The sequence below is a fragment of the Pseudomonas sp. Root329 genome, from assembly GCF_001424925.1.
In the GTDB taxonomy this organism is placed as follows: domain Bacteria; phylum Pseudomonadota; class Gammaproteobacteria; order Pseudomonadales; family Pseudomonadaceae; genus Aquipseudomonas; species Aquipseudomonas arabinosi.
Genome location: NZ_LMCV01000045.1, coordinates 213,400 through 232,250, shown reverse-complemented (window position 1 = coordinate 232,250; position 18,851 = coordinate 213,400). Strand labels below are relative to the sequence as shown.

Genomic DNA, 18,851 nt, shown 5'->3' with positions numbered 1-18,851 from the left:
GTATGCTTTTTCATGGACTCGCCCTCGCTGTCGTTGGCTGTTTAGACTGCCACCGTGGCGCATTGACGCCTCGGCGTGGGCGAGTCCATTCAATTACACATGCTCCATGGATCAGCTTTGAATTTCCAGTGTGACGAGCGCCGCTCGCCGCCTTAGTATGGCGTTTTCAACTTTTGACGAAGGCACGTCCATGACGATCGAGATCCGCCCGGCGACCCCGAGCGATGCACCGCAAATCCTCGGGTTCATCACTGAACTGGCCGACTACGAACGTGCCCGCCACGAAGTCATCGCCAGCGTCGCCGACATCGAGCGCAGCCTGTTCAGCGAAGGCGCCACCGCCCACGGCCTGATCTGCCTGCGCGACGGCTCGCCGATCGGTTTTGCGGTGTTTTTCTTCAGTTATTCAACGTGGCTCGGCAGTAACTGCCTGTACCTCGAAGACCTCTACATCACCCCTGATCAGCGTGGCGGCGGCGCGGGCAAAACCTTGCTGCGCCACCTGGCGAAAATCGCCTGCGCCAATGATTGCGGTCGATTTGAGTGGAGCGTTCTGGACTGGAACAAACCGGCGATCGAATTCTACAAGTCTTTGGGTGCGCAGCCACAGGAAGAGTGGGTGCGGTATCGGATGGATGGGGCGGTATTGCGGGAGTTTGCCGAGGGTCGGTGATCGATCTGGACACCAGCGTTACCGACGATCATGGAGATCGCTTTTGCCTCGCATGACACTTAGAAAGGAATTTTATGCTGTACCTGATCGTGGTGGTCGCCGTGTTTTTGCTGGGTGTGAGGTTCTATATCCGTGCGTTGGTTAAACGCCTCGACTTACCACCATTGACGGATAACGTTAGTGCGTGCGTGGAAGTGCCTGTGCAGGTCCCAATCAAGAATGAAATGACTGAGAGCGGTACGGGCGTTCCTTTATACATTGGCTACAACGGTGCAACCATTTCATCGCCTGATCGCTCTTTGATCGTTGAGTGGACTTATCAAGACGAGGCACGATTCGGCGATAGCTGGAATGAGGTGTCAGTCAACGGCGCGAGTCTGAATGGCATTCTGTGGGGACGTGGTCACTGTTGGTCATCATGCCTGCGATACCTGACCTTTGAGCAGTACATGGGCTCTCACTCCAGGTTGATTGTGTATTGCGTCGAGCGAGCAGTTTATTTTGAGGTGGCGAAGTTTTCCGCTGCAATATCCTTCAACTATCCAGTGCTGTACTACGGTGAGTACTCGGATGGAGAAAAGGCAATAAGCCAATACGTTTTTGTCGGCAATGAAACATGGCGGTCACTGTAGCCAATGCTTTGAAGGGAAGTTATTCGCTGTCCTCCCAGTTACCGTTGATCATGCCGTCGAGTGTTTTGCTGACGCTGATCTTGAAAACCCCGGCCTTCTCTTCATCGAAGGCCGCTCTCCACGCAGCGTATCCCTGATTGAAATCCGGAATTTCTGCAGTTTCCCCTACTCGGTGGGTGATGCTGCGTTCCAGGGCTTTTGCCTGGAAGGGCAGGTGAGGCATGTCGTTGAACTCATTGCCTGTCACCGGATTGATCATCCGAAAGCCGTCGACCCTGATGTGAACGACCTTGCCCAGTTTCGGATAATTTTCGATTTTCAGGATCGTCAGTGTCGATCCATCCTCGCCCGGCCGGTTTTTGTAGGCCCAGATATCACCGACCTTCAAGTCTTTCGATGCGCTGAATGCCGCCATGGACCAGAGCACGCCGCATAACAGCAGAGCCTTTGAAGCAATCTTCATTTTTCTTCCTTGAGTGGGTGTACGGCTGCAATGGCCCGGCATTTTAAAGCGTCGCCGTAGAAAAACTTGTCACACTTGTAAATCCCATAATATGGGAGTGATATTTATATATTGAGATTTTTATGCATCCGGGTTTATAGTCCAGCTCACTCACTGCCAATAAACAAAACAGGTGAAGCGATGCTGGCGCAATTGATCGCGCTCGATTGGGGGACAACCTCATTACGTGCTTACAAACTCGCCGCGGGTGGCCAGGTGCTCGAACAGCGTTCGCTGTCGTCGGGGATCATGCAGCTGCCCAGGACGCCGCGAATGATCGCGGGTCAGGAATGTGCCGAAGGTTTTGAACTGGCCTTCGATGAGGCCTGCGGTGACTGGCTCGACGCGCAGCCCGATTTGCCGGTGATTGCGTGCGGCATGGTCGGCAGCGCACAAGGTTGGCGTGAAGCGGCTTACCGCGATACGCCGGCGAACGTCGCCAATCTCGGAATCTCCCTACAAACGGTTCGCAGTCTTCGCGGTGTCGATGTGCACATCGTGCCGGGCGTGATTCAGCGGTCTCGTTTGCCAAACGTGATGCGCGGCGAAGAAACCCAAGTGCTCGGCGTGCTGCAGAATCTACCGGCCGAGGCGGGCAACGATCTGTTGATCGGCCTGCCGGGCAGTCATTCGAAGTGGGTGGAGGTGGCCGACGGCTGCATCGTGCATTTCGATACCTTCATGACCGGCGAAGTCTTCGCCGTGCTCAGCGAGCACAGCATTCTGGGGCGCACCCAGCAAAAGGGCGCGTCCTTCGATTGCCACGCCTTTGATCGTGGTGTGCAGGTGGCGCTGTCGGCGGATGGCGAGATCGGGCCGTTGTCGACATTGTTCAGTGCCCGCAGCCTCGGGTTGACTGGTGAACTCAGCGCCACCGCCCAACCGGATTACTTGTCCGGTCTGTTGATCGGCCATGAGCTGTCGGCGTTGGCGAGTGTTCAGCGACGCCGACGCAACAGCGTTCATTTGCCTTCGATCATCCTCATCGGTAATGCCCAACTCTGTGCCCGCTACAGCCGGGCGCTCGACGCCTGTGGTTTTGCTCGGGTGACCCTGGCCGAACAGGCCACCGAACGCGGCTTGTGGCAGTTGGCGGTTGCCGCCGGACTGATCACACCCAACCCATCCCGTTAAACCTGACTGGAGGTCTGACATGCTCAAGCAAGCATTGGCGCAAAACGGTCTGATCGCGATTTTGCGTGGCCTGCGCCCGCAAGAAGCGGCAGCCATCGGCGAAGTCCTTTACGCCGCCGGATTTCGCGTCATCGAAGTGCCGCTCAATTCCCCTGAGCCGTACGAAAGTATCCGCATCCTGCGCAGTACCTTGCCCGCCGATTGCCTGATCGGTGCCGGCACGGTGCTGACGCCGGAGCAGGTCGAGCAAGTGAAAGCGGCGGGCGGCCAGGTGATCGTCATGCCGCACAGCGATGCCAAGGTGTTGCGCGCAGCGAAAGCGGCGGGGTTGTTCCTGTCGCCGGGAGTGGCGACGCCGACTGAGGCCTTTGCGGCATTGGCCGAAGGGGCGGACGTGTTGAAGATGTTTCCGGCCGAGCAGATGGGGCCGGCAGTCGTCAAAGCCTGGCTCGCGGTGCTGCCTGCGGGAACGATTCTGGCGCCGGTCGGCGGGATCACGCCGGACAACATGCAGGTGTTTATCGACGCGGGCGTCAAAGGCTTCGGCCTCGGTTCCGGGTTGTTCAAACCGGGCATGACAGCTGAGGAAGTGGCGGTAAACGCCAAGGCCTACGTGGCTGCCTGGAAAGCCCTTCGCTAAGACTTTTTGGCGCTGCGAGCGCTGCATCTATAAGAGCTGCACTTATAAAAAGAGAGCAAAGATGAAAATCACCAAACTGACCACTTTCATCGTTCCACCGCGCTGGTGCTTCCTCAAGGTCGAAACCGACGAGGGCGTGACTGGCTGGGGCGAACCCGTGGTCGAGGGCCGCGCTCACACTGTCGCTGCCGCCGTTGAAGAATTGTCCGACTACCTGATCGGCAAAGACCCTCGCAACATTGAAGACATCTGGACCGTGCTGTACCGCGGCGGCTTCTACCGGGGTGGCGCGATCCACATGAGTGCGCTGGCCGGTATCGACCAGGCGTTGTGGGACATCAAGGGCAAGGCTTTGGGTGTGTCGGTCAGCGACCTGCTCGGTGGGCAGGTGCGGGACAAGATTCGCGTCTATTCGTGGATCGGCGGCGACCGGCCGGCGGACACCGCCCGCGCTGCGAAGGAAGCGGTCGAGCGTGGTTTCACTGCGGTGAAAATGAACGGCACCGAAGAGCTGCAATTCCTCGATTCCTTCGAGAAAGTCGACCTGGCCCTGGCCAACGTCGCCGCCGTGCGCGATGCGGTGGGCCCGAACGTCGGCATCGGCGTCGATTTCCATGGCCGAGTGCACAAGCCCATGGCCAAGGTCCTGATGAAGGAACTCGACCCGTACAAACTGATGTTCATCGAAGAGCCGGTGCTCAGCGAAAACTACGAAGCGCTGAAAGAATTGGCGCCGCTGACCAGCACCCCGATTGCCCTCGGTGAGCGGCTGTTCTCGCGCTGGGATTTCAAGCGTGTGCTCAGCGAAGGTTACGTCGACATCATTCAGCCGGACGCGTCTCACGCCGGCGGCATCACCGAAACCCGCAAGATCGCCAACATGGCTGAAGCCTACGACGTGGCGCTGGCGCTGCACTGCCCATTGGGCCCGATTGCATTGGCGGCATGTTTGCAGCTGGATGCGGTTTGCTACAACGCGTTCATCCAGGAACAGAGCCTGGGCATTCATTACAACGAGAGCAATGACCTGCTGGATTACGTCAAGGATCCGCGGGTGTTCGACTACGACAAAGGCTTCGTGAAAATCCCCAATGGCCCGGGCCTGGGGATCGAGATCAACGAGGAGTACGTGATCGAACGCGCGGCCGTCGGCCACCGCTGGCGCAACCCGATCTGGCGCCATGCCGATGGCAGTTTTGCTGAGTGGTGATCGATCTCTGATCCACCCAAAATCCCTGTGGGAGCGGGCTTGCTCGCGAAAGCGGTCTGTCTGTCAGCGAAGATGTTGCCTGTGCCGCCGACTTCGCGAGCAAGCCCGCTCCCACACTAGATCTCCATGGACAGGGAGATTTGCGGCAACCCCCGATTTCACATCGACCTCAATAAACATAAGAAGAGGCACCTCTCATGCAACCGCAAACCCTCACCGGGCAGGCGTCGTTGGTGACGCCCAGTCGCAAGCGTTTTTTCATCATGGTCCTGCTGTTCATCACCGTGGTGATCAACTACCTGGACCGCAGCAACCTGTCCATCGCCGCCCCGGCGCTGACCAGCGAACTGGGTATCGACCCGATCCACGTCGGGCTGATTTTCTCGGCATTCGGCTGGACCTACGCCGCCATGCAAATCCCCGGCGGTTGGCTGGTGGATCGGGTTCCGCCGAGGATTCTTTATAGCGTCGCATTGCTGCTGTGGTCGATCGCCACCGTCATGCTCGGCTTCGCCGCCAGCTTCATCGCACTGTTCGTATTGCGCATGGCAGTCGGTGCGCTGGAAGCACCCGCGTACCCGATCAACAGCCGTGTGGTCACCACCTGGTTCCCCGAGCGCGAGCGCGCTACAGCCATCGGTTTCTACACGTCCGGGCAGTTCGTCGGTCTGGCGTTCCTGACGCCGGTATTGGCCTGGCTGCAGCATCAATATGGCTGGCACATGGTGTTTGTCAGCACCGGTGCGGTGGGCATTCTCTGGGCAGTGATCTGGTACGCGGTGTATCGCGAGCCACGGGATTTCAAAGGCGCCAATGACGCCGAAATCGACCTGATCCGCGAAGGTGGCGGGCTGGTGGATATCCAGGCTGAACAAGCCAAAGTCAAAGCCAAATTCAGCTGGATCGATCTCGGCATCGTGCTGACCAAACGCAAGTTGTGGGGCATCTACCTCGGTCAGTTCTGCCTCAACTCGACGTTGTGGTTTTTTCTGACGTGGTTCCCGACCTACCTGGTGAAATATCGCGGCATGGACTTCATCAAGTCCGGCCTGTTGGCGTCGCTGCCGTTTCTCGCCGCCTTCGTCGGTGTGCTGTGTTCGGGGTTCTTTTCAGACTGGCTGATCCGCCGCGGCTACACCGTGGGTTTCGCCCGCAAGTTGCCGATCATTGGCGGCCTACTGATTTCCACCTCGATTATCGGCGCCAACTTCGTCGAGTCGACACCGCTGGTGATTGCCTTCCTCGCGTTGGCGTTCTTCGGTAACGGGCTGGCCTCGATCACTTGGTCGCTGGTTTCAACGTTGGCCCCGGCGCGATTGCTCGGGTTGACCGGCGGGGTGTTCAACTTCATCGGCAACCTGTCGGCGATTACCACGCCGATCGTCATCGGTTTCCTCGCTACCGGTGATTCGTTCGCCCCGGCGATCACCTATATCTCTGTTCTGGCGTTGATTGGCGCGCTTTCCTACATCTTGCTGGTCGGCAAAGTCGAGCGTATCAAGTTGTAGTTGCGGCATGCGGGCGACCATAATGCCGCCCGTTCACTCGCTCAACGGTAAAGGCTGGATATGCAGGAAGACGCCCCAAAAATCGCCAAGGACGCCGCACCGACCGGCACCCAGACACTGCTTCGTGGTTTGGGTGTGGTTCAGGCCGTGGCCAGTGGCGCCCGCGATCTCAAGGAAATCGCCCGACTGATCGGCACTACGCGTAGCACGACGCACCGTCTGGCCAGTTGCCTGGTGGACGAGCGTTATCTGCGCGTGGTGCCGCAAGTCGGTTATTTGTTGGGGCCGAAGCTGATCGAGCTGGGTTTCCAGGCGCGCGAAGAGCTGCCGCTGGTGACCCTTGCCGGGCCGTATCTGGATGAGTTGTCGGCGTTGACCGGCGACACCATTCACCTGGCGATTCGCGAAGGCGATGAGGTGCTGTACCTGCACAAGAATCCGGGGCGCAATGGCCCGGAAATGCGTTCGCGGGTCGGCCATCGCATGCCGTTGGCGCGCACCGGGATCGGCAAGGCGTTGATGCTCGATGACACGCAGGAAGAATGGCAGCGGCTGTACGAAGTCAGCTTGCCGGCGGGTGGGAAAAATCAGTTCTGGCCGCAGCACCCGGAGCAGTCCTGGGAGCAGTTTCAGCAGCGCATGGTGGAATATGTGGCGGGCGGTTATGCGTTCGATCTGGAAGACAACGAACCGTCGATCCGCTGCGTGGCGGCGCCGATCCGTGATGCCAGCAAGCGCATCGTCGCCGGTATCAGCATCGCCAGCACCGTGCCGTACATGCCGCTGGAGAAAATGGCCGAGCTGATTCCCCTGATCAAAGGGGTCACAGCCCGGCTGTCGGCGGAGCTTGGCGCTAAGGTTTAGACCTTCAGCGTTGCCATATCGATGACGAAGCGGTACTTCACGTCACCCGCGATCATGCGGGCGTAAGCCTCGTTGATCTGGCGGATGTCGAGCATTTCGATGTCGCAGGTGATGTTGTGCTCGGCGCAGAAATCCAGCACTTCCTGGGTTTCGGCGATGCCGCCGATCAGCGAGCCGGCCAGCACACGACGGCCCAATACCAGTTTGGCGGCGTGGACCGGTGGATCGACCGGTTCGATCAGGCCCACCAGAATGTGCACGCCGTCGAAACGTAGCGTATCGAGGTAGGGATTGAGGTCGTGCTGCACCGGAATGGTGTCCAGCAGGAAGTCGAAATGTCCTGCCGCGGCCTTCATCTGTTCGGCATCGGTGGACACGATCACGTGGTCCGCACCCTGGCGACGACCTTCTTCAGCCTTGCTCGCCGAGCGGGTGAACAGCGTCACTTCAGCGCCCATTGCCTTGGCGAACTTGATGCCCATGTGGCCGAGGCCGCCCATGCCGAGAATCCCGACCTTGTCGCCCGCCTTCACGCCGTAGTGCTTGAGCGGCGAATAGGTGGTGATGCCGGCACACAGGATTGGCGCAGCGCTGGCCGGGTCGAGTTTTTCCGGGATGCGCACCACGAAGTGTTCGCTGACCACGATGCTGTCGGAATAGCCGCCCATGGTGTTGCTGCCATCGACGCGGTCCGGAGTGGCGTAGGTCATGGTCGGACCTTCGAGGCAGTATTGCTCGAGGTTCGATTGGCAGGCTTCGCAACTGCGGCAGGAATCAACCATGCACCCGACGCCAACCAGATCGCCGACTTTGTGCTGGGTGACGTTCGCACCAATCGCGGTAACTTTGCCTACGATCTCGTGGCCGGGCATCAGTGGGTAAACGGCAATGCCCCACTCGTTGCGTGCCTGATGGATGTCGGAATGGCAGACGCCGCAGTAGAGAATTTCGATCGCTACGTCGTCGGCCCGTGGGCTGCGGCGCTCGAATTTCATGGGGGCGAGGGGAGTGGTGGCCGACTGGGCGGCGTATCCGATGGCGGTGTACATGATGAACCTCGCAAAAACGGTGACAGGTGAGGCGAGCAATTCTGGGCGCCGCACGGGTTACCGGCCATGGCGATTCCTCCGGGTGTCATGCCTAATCCTCCGGCATCAGCCTTCAATGGATCGCATTGGCCATCAGACCTGCGATGATGCTTTCATCCCTTTTTCCGCGACTTTTTTTGTGAAGAACTCTCATGTTGTTGACCCGTCATCTCGACGCCAATGCCACCCTGGTTTCATTGATACAGCCGCTGACCACCCGCGATGGTTTCGCGCCCACGGCGTTGCCGGGTGTGCAGGTTTTGCGGGCCAGTTGTGATGTGGCTCGCGGCCCGCAGATTTATGAGCCGAGTCTGGTCATCATCGCCCAGGGCAGCAAACTGGCGTATCTGGGGCCGCGTACGTTGGAATACGGCGCCGGGCATTATTTGATTCAGGCCTTGCCGGTGCCGTTCGAATGCGAGACGTTTTCAGCCCCCGATGGCCCGATGCTGGGCGTTTCCATCGCCATTGACCGGGTGTTGCTCGGTGAGTTGGTCTTGGCCATGGGGCTGGCGCCGGGGCGTAGTATTGCGGCGCAAACGCCAGAGTCCATGACCTCGGCGGTGCTCGACGATGCGATGCGTGGTTGTGTTGAACGGCTGCTGCGTTGCCTGCACGATCCGTTGGAATGCGAGGTTATGGGGCAGGCGCGATTGCGCGAGTTGTTGTTCGTCGCCTTGCGCGGGCCGCAAGCCGATGTGTTGCGGGCGCTGGTCGAGCAACAGGGGCAATTCGCCCGGATCGCGGCATCGCTCAGTCATTTGCATGCGCATTACACCGAACCCTTGAACGTCGAGACCCTGGCCAGTTGCGCAAACATGAGTGCGTCGACCTTTCATGAGCATTTCAAACGCAGCACGTTGTTGTCGCCGGTGCAGTACTTGAAGCGCTTGCGCTTGCTCAGGGCCCAGCAGTTACTGCTGGGCGAGGGGTTGGGCGTGGCACAGGTGGCGCATCGGGTCGGGTATCAAAGCACGTCGCAGTTCAGTCGCGAGTACAAGCGCTACTTCGAGCGTAATCCCGGTGACGAACGCGCTGCCTGACAGGGATCGCAGGCAACAAAAAGGCCCCCGTTCGGGAGCCTTGATGTTCAGCCGTTCGACTTACATGTTTGGGTAAGTCGGGCCGCCAGAGCCTTCCGGCGCCACCCAGGTGATGTTCTGTGCAGGGTCCTTGATGTCGCAGGTCTTGCAGTGAACGCAGTTCTGGGCGTTGATCTGGAAGCGCTTCTCACCGTCTTCCATGGTCACCACTTCGTACACGCCGGCCGGGCAGTAACGCTGGGCAGGCTCATCGTACAGCGGCAGGTTCTTGGCGATCGGGATGCTTGGGTCGGTCAACTTCAGGTGGCACGGCTGCTCTTCTTCATGGTTGGTACCGGAGATGAACACCGAGCTGAGTTTGTCGAAGCTGATCTTGCCGTCCGGTTTCGGGTAGTCGATCTTCTTGCAATCGGCCGCAAGTTTGAGGCAAGCGTAATCCGGCTTGGTGTCGTGCAAGGTGAACGGCAGTTTGCCGCCGAAGATGTTCTGGTCGAGCCAGTTGAAACCGCCGCCGACGATGGCGCCGAACTTGTGAATCGCCGGGCCGAAGTTGCGGCTGGCGAACAGTTCGTCGTAGAGCCAGCTCTTCTTGAACGCGTCGACGTAAGTGGTCAGCTCTTCGGTGCCGTCCTTTTCAGCGAACAGCGCTTCGGCCACGGATTCAGCGGCGAGCATGCCGGACTTCATCGCGGTGTGGCTGCCTTTGATCTTGGCGAAGTTCAGGGTGCCGAGGTCGCAACCGATCAGCGCGCCGCCCTTGAAGACCATTTTCGGCAGCGAGTTCAGGCCGCCTTTGCAGATGGCGCGAGCGCCGTAGCTGATGCGCTTGCCGCCTTCCAGGTACTGCTTGAGCACCGGGTGATGCTTGAGGCGCTGGAACTCGTCGAATGGCGACAGGTAGGTGTTGCTGTAGGAAAGATCGACGATCAGACCGACTACGACCTGGTTGTTTTCCAGGTGATAGAGGAACGAGCCGCCGGTGTTCTCGGTGCCCATGATGTCCAGCGGCCAACCGGCGGTGTGGACCACCAGGCCTGGTTGATGCTTGGCCGGGTCGATTTCCCAGATTTCTTTCAGGCCGATACCATAGTGCTGAGCGTCGGCATCGCTGTCGAGGTTGAAGCGCTTGATCAGTTGCTTGCCGATGTGGCCACGGCAACCTTCGGCGAACAGCGTGTACTTGCCACGCAGTTCCATGCCTGGGGTGTACAGGCCTTCTTTCGGGTTGCCTTCGCGGTCAACGCCCAGATCGCCAGTGATAATCCCGCGAACCACGCCGTTCTCGTCGAACAGCGCTTCCTGAGCGGCGAAGCCTGGGTAGATTTCCACGCCCAGGTTCTCGGCCTGCTCGGCCAGCCAGCGGCACAGGTTGCCCAGGGAGATGATGTAGTTGCCTTCGTTGTGCATGGTCTTGGGCACAAAGAGGTCGGGAATCTTCTGCGCGCTGTCGGCGTTCTTGAGAACGAAGATGTCATCGCGGGTGACTGGCGTATTCAGCGGGGCGCCGAGTTCTTTCCAGTCAGGGAACAATTCGTTCAGGGCGCGTGGTTCGAACACGGCACCGGACAGGATGTGAGCACCCACTTCGGAGCCTTTTTCGACCACGCAGACGCTGATTTCCTTACCGGCTTCGGCGGCCTTCTGCTTCAATCGGCAGGCGGCGGAAAGACCAGCGGGGCCGGCACCGACGATGACCACGTCGAATTCCATGTATTCGCGTTCCACAGGTTATCTCCTACTCAAGGCTCAACAGTTTTTTTTCTAATTGGAGGTTTGGTGTCGCATCCATGAATTCCTGCGCAATGCAGGAAGAGGACAATCGATGAGCCACCTTTCTCTCTAAGGTGGCGCATTATATCTACACCACTCCTAGCGTCCAATACAAACGTTTGTTTGAATCGGCTCAAAGCCAGAGAAATCAAAGTCACGCGGCTTATGACTGGCCATTTTGCCGTATTGACCGGAATAGGTGTTCCGGTCAAGATACGGTCGGTTTTGCGCTCGCCGTAGGCTGACTGTTGGTTTCAAGAGCACCTCTAAAGACAGGGCGATGGCAGTACAAGGTGATGCGCAGCGCAGGTTCCGGCGCGCAGTTTACACGCCGCGATAATGAAAGACTCGTCAGTCATCACTGACGAACGGTCATCTTCATCGTGAGCGCTTGTCACTTGACACCTTTGCCAGCGTTTTTAGAGGTGCCCTTGCGCCGATGAGCATCAAACCGCCAGGTTCGCCTAGGCGACTTTCTTTTCACCGGAGAGTAACGAGGAATCCATGAAGGTTCTTGTAGCTGTCAAACGCGTTGTGGATTACAACGTCAAGGTTCGCGTCAAGGCGGACAATTCCGGCGTCGACCTCGCCAACGTCAAGATGTCGATGAACCCGTTCTGCGAAATCGCAGTGGAAGAAGCCGTACGCCTGAAAGAGAAAGGTGTTGCGACTGAAATCGTCGTCGTCTCCATCGGCCCGTCCACCGCTCAAGAGCAACTGCGCACCGCGCTGGCTCTGGGTGCCGACCGCGCCATCCTCGTCGAATCCGCTGAAGACCTGACTTCGCTGGCCGTTGCCAAGCTGCTCAAGGCTGTTGTCGACAAGGAACAGCCTCAGCTGGTGATCCTTGGCAAACAAGCCATCGACAGCGACAACAACCAGACCGGCCAGATGCTCGCTGCATTGAGCGGCTACGGTCAGGGCACGTTCGCGTCCAAGGTCGAAATCAGCGGCGACACCGTTGCCGTGACTCGCGAAGTCGACGGCGGCGCGCAGACAGTTTCCCTGAAACTGCCGGCCATCGTCACCACCGACCTGCGTTTGAACGAGCCGCGCTACGCGTCCCTGCCAAACATCATGAAAGCCAAGAAGAAGCCTCTCGAAGTGCTGACTCCGGACGCTTTGGGCGTTTCCACCGCCTCCACCAACAAGACCGTGAAAGTCGAAGCGCCAGCTGCACGCAGCGCGGGTATCAAGGTCAAGTCGGTGGCTGAACTGGTCGAGAAACTGAAAAACGAAGCGAAGGTAATCTAATCATGACTATCTTGGTAATCGCTGAGCACGACAACAAGGTTGTGGCTCCTGCCACCCTGAACACCGTTGCTGCTGCCGCCAAAATGGGTGGCGACATTCACGTTCTGGTCGCTGGCCAGAATGTGGGTGCTGTTGCTGAAGCCGCTGCGAAAATCGCTGGCGTGGCTAAAGTGCTGGTGGCCGACAACGCCGCCTACGCTCATCAGCTGCCGGAAAACGTTGCGCCGCTGGTTGCAGAGTTGGGCAAGGGCTACAGCCACATCCTGGCTGCCGCTACCTCCAACGGTAAAAACATCCTGCCGCGCGTTGCCGCTCAGCTGGACGTTGACCAGATCTCCGAGATCATCTCGGTCGAAAGCGCTGACACCTTCAAGCGCCCGATCTACGCCGGTAACGCCATCGCAACCGTTCAATCGAACGCTGCGGTCAAAGTCATCACCGTTCGTGCGACCGGTTTCGACCCGGTCGCGGCTGAAGGTGGTTCGGCGGCTGTTGAAGCCGTTGCAGCTGCTCACGATGCTGGCATTTCCAGCTTCGTCGGTGAAGAACTGGCCAAGTCCGATCGTCCGGAACTGACCGCTGCCAAGATCGTCGTTTCCGGCGGTCGCGGCATGCAGAACGGCGACAACTTCAAACACCTGTACGCCCTGGCCGACAAGCTGGGCGCTGCTGTCGGTGCTTCCCGCGCCGCGGTCGACGCAGGTTTCGTACCCAACGACATGCAGGTCGGTCAGACCGGCAAGATCGTTGCTCCACAGCTGTACATCGCGGTCGGTATCTCCGGCGCGATCCAGCACCTGGCCGGCATGAAAGACTCCAAAGTGATCGTTGCGATCAACAAGGACGAAGAAGCGCCGATCTTCCAGGTGGCCGATTACGGCCTGGTGGCGGACCTGTTCGAAGCAATCCCTGAGTTCGAGAAGCTGGTCTAATCCTGCGGCCTGACTTATAAAGAGCCCGACCTTTTGGTCGGGCTTTTTTTTGTTCCGGATTTGAGTGGGAGAGTGTCGCCATGGATCTGCGCCGCGTTTACGGCTGGTCATTGCTGCTGGGTCTGACGGTGCTGCCGGCGCTGTCCGTCGCCGCGGGCAAGTGCGAACGCCTGGTGGTGACCGGCAGCCCGGATGCGCCGCCGTACCTGTGGCAAGACCCGCAAAACCCCAAGCACCTGATCGGCGCCAGTGCTGACCTGTTGCAGCAAGTAGCGGGGGAGCTGGGGATCAAGGTCGAACTGCTTTACGCCGGTAAACGTTCCCAGGCCCTGGACGAAGTGCGCAGTGGACGAATGGACATGCTGACGGATGCGTCATTGACGGTCAGCGAACTGGACACTCTGGATTACATTCATCCTCCGTTACTGGAAAACGATTACCTGGTCTGGACCCGCAAAGACTCGACGCTGATCTACAACGAAGCGCAGGACCTTCACGGTCATCCCGGCGCGTTGTCGGAAAAGTCTCGTATGACCTCGGCATTTGGCGCGTTCGCCGAGCAGCAATTGACCCTCGTACGTACACCTAACCTGACCCAGGCCTTTCAGAAATTGCTACTGGGCGAGGTGGAATTTGTCCTTGCCGGACGCTACTCGGGCATGGCGGCCGCGCAGACACTTAAGCTGGCTAGCGATCTGATCGCCCGTCCACTACCGATCGACAAACCCGGCCTGTTCCTCGCGGTTTCCCACAACTCCGCCTGCAACGATCCGTGGTTGCGCGGACAGCTGGCCAAAAAGATGACAGAATTGCCCGCGTCCGGACTGACGGAAGCCGTGCTGCAACGCAATATCGAGCGCTGGAAGGCGCAGCTCTCACAACCGCAGCAACAACCTGTCAGTACCCCAAAACAGTAGGGATTTTTAGTGAGTATTCGACCTCTTTTCGCTGCCCTGGCCGTTCTGGCTCTGGCGGGTTGTGCAGCCGATCCGGCGCCGAATGAACAAATGCGCCTGACCGAACAGGCACTTGAACAGGCCAAGGCCGTGGGCGCCACCCCCGCCGATGTGCCGGAAATGAAACTGGCTGAAGAAAAGTTCAACCGCGCCAAGGGCAGCATGAACGACCAATCCTTCAAGAACGCGCGCATGCGGGCCGAGCAGGCCGAGCTGGACGCGCGTCTGGCCGAAGCCCGGGTTCTGACCCTCAAGAGCGAGGAACAGTTGAACGTGCTTAATACCCGCATCACTCGCCTGCGCAAGCAACTGGGAGATGCCCAATGAACCTCAAGACCAAAGCCCTGGGCGGTTTGATCCTGGCAGGCTGCGTCAGCCTCTATGGTTGTGCCGGTCAGCACAGCGAAGCCGCGTTGCAGCAGGCCAGCACTGACTTCCAGAAGGTCAAGGAAGATTCCAACGTGCTGCGAATCGCGCCCAAGGACGTTATTCGCGCCGGTGAGTCGCTGGCCCGTGCCGATCGTCTGTCCAGCTATTGGGGCAGTGGATCGGACGTGCTGCATTACGCTTACCTGAGCGAGCGCTATAGCGAAATCGCGCGCGAACACACCAATCAGGTGCTCAACGAAGAACGTGCGGCGAAGCTCGAACTGGAGCGTCAGCGCCTGCAACTGGCCCTGCGCGAATCCAAATTGCTCAGTGTGCAGCAGCAGGGCAAGTGGCTCGAAGAACAGATTGTCGCGCTGGCGACCACCCAGACCGACCGTGGCCTGGTGATGACGTTGGGCGACGTGTTGTTCGACACGGGCGAAGCGGAGTTGAAAAACTCGGCGAACCGCGTGGTGTTGAAGATCGTGCAGTTCCTGCAGCTCAACCCCAAGCGCGTGGTGCGCATCGAAGGTTACGCCGACAGTACCGGCGGCAAGCAGGAAAACCTCAAGCTGTCCCGTGACCGTGCGCAATCGGTGGCGGACGTGCTGATGGATTTGGGCATCGACGATAAACGTATTCAGGTCGAAGGCTACGGTGATGAATATCCGGTCGACGTGAACGCCTCCGAACGGGGACGTGCACAGAACCGTCGGGTGGAAATTGTGTTCTCTGACGAAAAAGGCCAGCTCGGCGCTGCCCGCTAAGGGCTGCGTCACTGGAAAACCCGGCCTGCCCGTCAGCGCCGGGTTTTTTTACGCCTGTTGATCAACTCTAAAAAACAGTACAGTTTTTGCTGACACTGCACTGTACGGTCGACTATTGTGGCAACTGTCCCAGTACACTTCTAAACTGTTCCGGTATTGTTTCACACAAGAATAAAATGCCCGTGAAATCGAGTGCTGCGTCATGACCAATCTTTTGCTCTACCAACGTATTGCTCAGCAACTGGCCGAAGACATCCGCCGTGGCGTCTATCAACCGGGGGAGCGCGTGCCTTCGGTGCGCAAGATGAGCTCGCAGCTCAACGTCAGCCATGCGACGGTGTTGCAGGCTTACGCCAACCTCGAGGATCAGGGGCTGATCCGCGCCCGGCCGCAGTCCGGTTACTACGTGCACCAGACCCCGGCCCTGACCGCGCCGACACCGGACATCGCCCGGGTCGAGCGTCCCGGTCTGGTTACTCGCAGCAGCATCATCCAACAAGTCCTGGTCGAATCCCGCCGCGAAGGTGTTTTCCCTTTGGGCGCCGCCGTACCGAGCGTTGATTATCTGCCGGTGCGGGCGCTGCATCAGCAACTGGCCAAAGTCACCCGTTTCCATAGCCCGCGGGCGTTCAGCTACATGTTCAGCCCGGGTTTCGAACCCTTGCGCCGACAAGTGGCGATCCGCATGCGCGATGCCGGCGTGGTGGTCGATCCGTCGGAAGTGGTGATTACTCACGGCTGCGTTGATGCGTTGCAGATGTCCCTGCGCGTGCTGACCCGCCCGGGCGACCTGATCGCCGCCGAGTCGCCGACCTACTACGGTTTGCTGCAACTGGCTGACCTGCTGGGCCTCAAGGTCATCGAGATCCCGAGCGATCCGGCCACCGGTATGAGCCTCGAAGCTTTGCAGTTGGCGGCCAACCAGTGGTCGATCAAGGCGCTGGTGCTGACCACTCGTCTGAGCAATCCATTGGGCGGCACCATGCCCGAAGAGCGGCAAAAGCAACTGCTGCGCCTGGCCTCGGATTTCGATATCCAGATTGTCGAAGACGATATCTACGGCGAATTGATGTTCGAGCAGGGTCGCACCAAATCACTTAAAGCCTACGATCGGCTGGATCGGGTGATCTATTGCTCAAGCTTCTCCAAAACCCTGTCGCCGGGCGTGCGGATCGGCTGGATGATTGCCGGCAAGTACCAGCAGGAAATCCAGCGTTTGCAGACCTTCAGTACCCATTCGGCCTGCAGCGTCACGCAGATGGGCATTGCGGCGTACCTGGAGAACGGCGGCTACGACCGGCATTTGCGCTACATCCGTCAGGAGTACCGCAAGAACCTCAGCGCTTTCCAGCTGGCGGTGCAGCAATACTTCCCGGAAGGCACGCAGATGACCCGGCCGACCGGCGGCTTCATTCTGTGGGTCAGCCTGCCGGGGCGGGTCAATACGCAGGAGCTGCACGTTCGTGCGTTGCAGCAGGGCATCAGCATCGCGCCGGGGCTGATTTTCAGTAACACCGAGCAGTTCAATCACTGCATTCGGCTGAACTGCGGCACACCCTGGAACCGTGAAGCCGAGCGTGCGTTGATGACCTTGGGCATGCTCGCCACCCAGCTCTGTCAGGAGATGGTCGGCGGCTTTTGAGGGGGCGGGCAGGATATTCCTGCCCGAGCTTGTCATGTCGCGTGCAACAGGCGAGCATATGACTCCTGCCGTTTGTACCGTTGGGTCCATGAAGCCGATTTTCCCCGCCGTCTGGCTATCGATCTGCCTGCTGATGACCTTCCAGGCCGAAGGCGTATTGGCGGCTTCCGTTCAAGAAAAACCGGCAGCCAGCGCCACCGCGAAAAAACCGGCACAGGTCAAGAAAGCCGCGCCGGTCAAAAAGACAGTGGCCAAGGTGAAAAAGCGACCGCCGATTGCCTCCAAGTCCAAAGCCGCCAGTGAGATCGTAAAAACCAAGCTTCCTTCGGCCGACCTGGATTTGAGCCTGCCCCAAGACATGGCCGAGGAGCTGAAGCCGCTCGGTACGGTAGCGTTGCCACGGCACGATGCACTATTGCCGCAAATGTTTGGTGAGAAGGCTGGTCCGTTTCAGCTCAACGGAAGGCTGATCAGCAACGAAATGAAGTTGCAACTGCGCAACGAAGAGCGCCATGAAGTTGAAGGCGCAGCCCTGGAATTCGAGTTCAAACGATAATTTCCTTCCGTCCGTGACCCGCTGGCCAGACGCTTTGTCGGAGACTGGTCAGTCACACTCGTTTAAGCGAAAAAACCCGGGTCCAGACAATTTTAAACAAGCGTTTTAGCGGTTACTCTGTGCCACGTCCTTTAACACATCGCCCGTCGAGGAGCTCGTCGTCATGAAATGCCGTGAAGGCTGTGGCGCCTGTTGCATTGCCCCTTCCATCAGTTCACCGATTCCCGGCATGCCCAATGGCAAGCCCGCCGGAGAACGTTGCGTACAACTCTCTGTCGATAACCTGTGCGGCATTTTCGGCAAACCGGAACGTCCTGCAGTGTGTTCGGCGTTCGAAGCCGACATCGAAGTCTGCGGAAGCAGCAGTGACGAAGCGATCAAATTGTTGGGTTGGTGGGAGCAAATGACGGCGGCGTGATGTGTTCAACGAACGGATCTTCAACAATAAGGAATAAGACTATGGGTTCGCTGCAACGTATGGCTGTGCTGTGTGGTTTGACGGTTTTGCTGGCTTCCACGGCCGCTCAGGCAGAAGACTGGAAAGTTGCCAAGAACGAAGACGGCATCAAGGTTTCCTTGAGTGAAGTGGCTGGCTCCGATTACAAGGCTTACCAGGGCGTCACCCTGATGAAGACTACCATCGCCAAACTGCGTGCTCTGCAGGAAGACGTGTCAGGCGCTTGCGCCTGGATTCACGACTGCAAAACCCAGAAGTTACTCAAGCACGAAGGCGATCAAAGCTGGACCTACACCCAGTTCAATACGCCTTGGCCGGTTACCGCGCGTGACTCCGTGTTGCATGTCACCACCATCGAGGGTGCTGACGGCAGCCTGACTCGCAAGCTTGAAGGTGTGCCGAAGTACATTCCTGAAGAAAAAGGCTTTGTGCGGGTTACCAAGGTCGACGGTTTCTGGAAGTTCGTGCCCAAGGGCGATCAGATCGAAGTGACCTATCAGGTACACACCGAGCCGGGCGGTAGCATACCGTCGATGGTGGCCAACAAGTTTGTGGTGGATGCGCCGTTTAATACCCTGAAAGCCTTGAAAGAACGCGCCGAGAAGTAATCGCTCCGTTTTTTGATAAAGCGCCCTGACTTTGTTCGGGGCGTTTGCTATTTGGTAGGGCTGCTTATTTGATCGGGGGCATATCCGTTTTCTTCGGTCATGGCGACTGGTGGTTTCGCTTTTACAGCGAGTCACTTTCGAAAAGCGCGAAAGTAACCAAAGCGCTTCTGCCCCTKTCGTTCGGTGCCTCGCCTAGGCTCGGCATGCCCTCGCTCCGGTCCTGCTCCGTGGGCCCGCCGCCATCGG

The 18,851-nt window shown here is 58.7% G+C and carries 20 protein-coding genes; 17 read left to right on the top strand and 3 right to left on the bottom strand.

Features of this window, described 5'->3' with window-relative positions; all coding sequences use genetic code 11:
- Positions 1-190: 190 nt before the first annotated feature.
- Entirely contained in the window at positions 191-673 is a 483-nt protein-coding gene (locus ASC74_RS26580) for a GNAT family N-acetyltransferase (protein ID WP_056745432.1), read from the top strand.
- A 74-nt stretch (positions 674-747) separates the two neighbouring features.
- Entirely contained in the window at positions 748-1,305 is a 558-nt protein-coding gene (locus tag ASC74_RS26575) for a hypothetical protein (protein ID WP_056745431.1), read from the top strand.
- A gap of 19 nt (positions 1,306-1,324) precedes the next feature.
- Here the strand turns inward: ASC74_RS26575 and ASC74_RS26570 are convergent, their stop codons facing one another.
- Positions 1,325-1,768 carry a hypothetical protein gene (locus tag ASC74_RS26570; protein WP_056745429.1) on the bottom strand — a complete coding sequence of 148 codons (444 nt, stop codon included), beginning with the start codon at positions 1,766-1,768 and terminating at the stop codon, positions 1,325-1,327.
- Positions 1,769-1,948: 180 nt separating this feature from the next.
- Here ASC74_RS26570 and ASC74_RS26565 point away from each other — a divergent pair, with 180 nt between their 5' ends.
- From ASC74_RS26565 to ASC74_RS26545, 5 genes are all read left to right on the top strand, one after another.
- Positions 1,949-2,941 (top strand): 2-dehydro-3-deoxygalactonokinase, encoded by a 993-nt coding sequence (locus tag ASC74_RS26565; protein ID WP_056745427.1) that lies wholly within the window; start codon positions 1,949-1,951, stop codon positions 2,939-2,941.
- A gap of 19 nt (positions 2,942-2,960) precedes the next feature.
- Positions 2,961-3,581: a 2-dehydro-3-deoxy-6-phosphogalactonate aldolase gene (locus tag ASC74_RS26560; RefSeq protein WP_046049101.1), complete on the top strand. Its 621-nt coding sequence runs from the start codon at positions 2,961-2,963 to the stop codon at positions 3,579-3,581.
- A 61-nt stretch (positions 3,582-3,642) separates the two neighbouring features.
- Entirely contained in the window at positions 3,643-4,791 is a 1,149-nt protein-coding gene (gene dgoD / locus ASC74_RS26555) for a galactonate dehydratase (RefSeq protein ID WP_008152275.1), read from the top strand.
- A gap of 197 nt (positions 4,792-4,988) precedes the next feature.
- Positions 4,989-6,299, top strand: a complete 1,311-nt coding sequence (locus tag ASC74_RS26550; protein WP_056745425.1) for an MFS transporter — start codon at positions 4,989-4,991, stop codon at positions 6,297-6,299.
- A 60-nt stretch (positions 6,300-6,359) separates the two neighbouring features.
- Positions 6,360-7,163 carry an IclR family transcriptional regulator gene (locus ASC74_RS26545; protein WP_008152270.1) on the top strand — a complete coding sequence of 268 codons (804 nt, stop codon included), beginning with the start codon at positions 6,360-6,362 and terminating at the stop codon, positions 7,161-7,163.
- Here the strand turns inward: ASC74_RS26545 and ASC74_RS26540 are convergent.
- Entirely contained in the window at positions 7,160-8,212 is a 1,053-nt protein-coding gene (locus tag ASC74_RS26540; protein WP_056745423.1) for an NAD(P)-dependent alcohol dehydrogenase, read from the bottom strand. The genes ASC74_RS26545 and ASC74_RS26540 overlap by 4 nt on opposite strands.
- Before the next feature lie 191 nt (positions 8,213-8,403).
- Here ASC74_RS26540 and ASC74_RS26535 point away from each other — a divergent pair, with 191 nt between their 5' ends.
- Positions 8,404-9,294: an AraC family transcriptional regulator gene (locus tag ASC74_RS26535; protein ID WP_056745421.1), complete on the top strand. Its 891-nt coding sequence runs from the start codon at positions 8,404-8,406 to the stop codon at positions 9,292-9,294.
- Between the two features lie 60 nt (positions 9,295-9,354).
- Here ASC74_RS26535 and ASC74_RS26530 read toward each other — a convergent pair whose 3' ends face one another.
- Positions 9,355-11,019 carry an electron transfer flavoprotein-ubiquinone oxidoreductase gene (locus ASC74_RS26530; RefSeq protein WP_056745419.1) on the bottom strand — a complete coding sequence of 555 codons (1,665 nt, stop codon included), beginning with the start codon at positions 11,017-11,019 and terminating at the stop codon, positions 9,355-9,357.
- 549 nt (positions 11,020-11,568) lie between these two features.
- Between ASC74_RS26530 and ASC74_RS26525 the strand changes: the two genes are divergently transcribed.
- The 9 genes from ASC74_RS26525 to ASC74_RS26485 all read left to right on the top strand — a co-directional run bounded on the left by ASC74_RS26525 (position 11,569) and on the right by ASC74_RS26485 (position 18,605).
- The gene (locus ASC74_RS26525; RefSeq protein ID WP_056745417.1) at positions 11,569-12,318 is read left to right on the top strand and encodes an electron transfer flavoprotein subunit beta/FixA family protein; all 750 of its coding nucleotides are present in this window, start codon (positions 11,569-11,571) and stop codon (positions 12,316-12,318) included.
- A 2-nt stretch (positions 12,319-12,320) separates the two neighbouring features.
- Complete coding sequence (locus ASC74_RS26520) at positions 12,321-13,250, top strand: electron transfer flavoprotein subunit alpha/FixB family protein (protein WP_056745415.1); 930 nt, start codon at positions 12,321-12,323, stop codon at positions 13,248-13,250.
- 80 nt (positions 13,251-13,330) lie between these two features.
- Entirely contained in the window at positions 13,331-14,167 is an 837-nt protein-coding gene (locus tag ASC74_RS26515; protein ID WP_056745413.1) for a substrate-binding periplasmic protein, read from the top strand.
- Positions 14,168-14,176: 9 nt separating this feature from the next.
- Positions 14,177-14,533 carry a DUF4398 domain-containing protein gene (locus ASC74_RS26510; RefSeq protein ID WP_056745411.1) on the top strand — a complete coding sequence of 119 codons (357 nt, stop codon included), beginning with the start codon at positions 14,177-14,179 and terminating at the stop codon, positions 14,531-14,533.
- A complete protein-coding gene (locus ASC74_RS26505; protein WP_056745409.1) occupies positions 14,530-15,342 on the top strand; it encodes an OmpA family protein in 813 nt (270 codons plus the stop codon). The genes ASC74_RS26510 and ASC74_RS26505 overlap by 4 nt, the downstream gene beginning before the upstream one ends.
- Before the next feature lie 202 nt (positions 15,343-15,544).
- The gene (locus ASC74_RS26500) at positions 15,545-16,984 is read left to right on the top strand and encodes an aminotransferase-like domain-containing protein (RefSeq protein WP_008146981.1); all 1,440 of its coding nucleotides are present in this window, start codon (positions 15,545-15,547) and stop codon (positions 16,982-16,984) included.
- Positions 16,985-17,072: 88 nt separating this feature from the next.
- On the top strand, positions 17,073-17,540 hold the full coding sequence (locus ASC74_RS26495) for a hypothetical protein (RefSeq protein WP_056745407.1): 468 nt from the start codon (positions 17,073-17,075) through the stop codon (positions 17,538-17,540).
- A 163-nt stretch (positions 17,541-17,703) separates the two neighbouring features.
- Positions 17,704-17,958: a YkgJ family cysteine cluster protein gene (locus tag ASC74_RS26490; RefSeq protein WP_056745406.1), complete on the top strand. Its 255-nt coding sequence runs from the start codon at positions 17,704-17,706 to the stop codon at positions 17,956-17,958.
- 41 nt (positions 17,959-17,999) lie between these two features.
- On the top strand, positions 18,000-18,605 hold the full coding sequence (locus tag ASC74_RS26485) for an START domain-containing protein (RefSeq protein ID WP_056745401.1): 606 nt from the start codon (positions 18,000-18,002) through the stop codon (positions 18,603-18,605).
- The last annotated feature ends 246 nt before the right edge of the window (positions 18,606-18,851 follow it).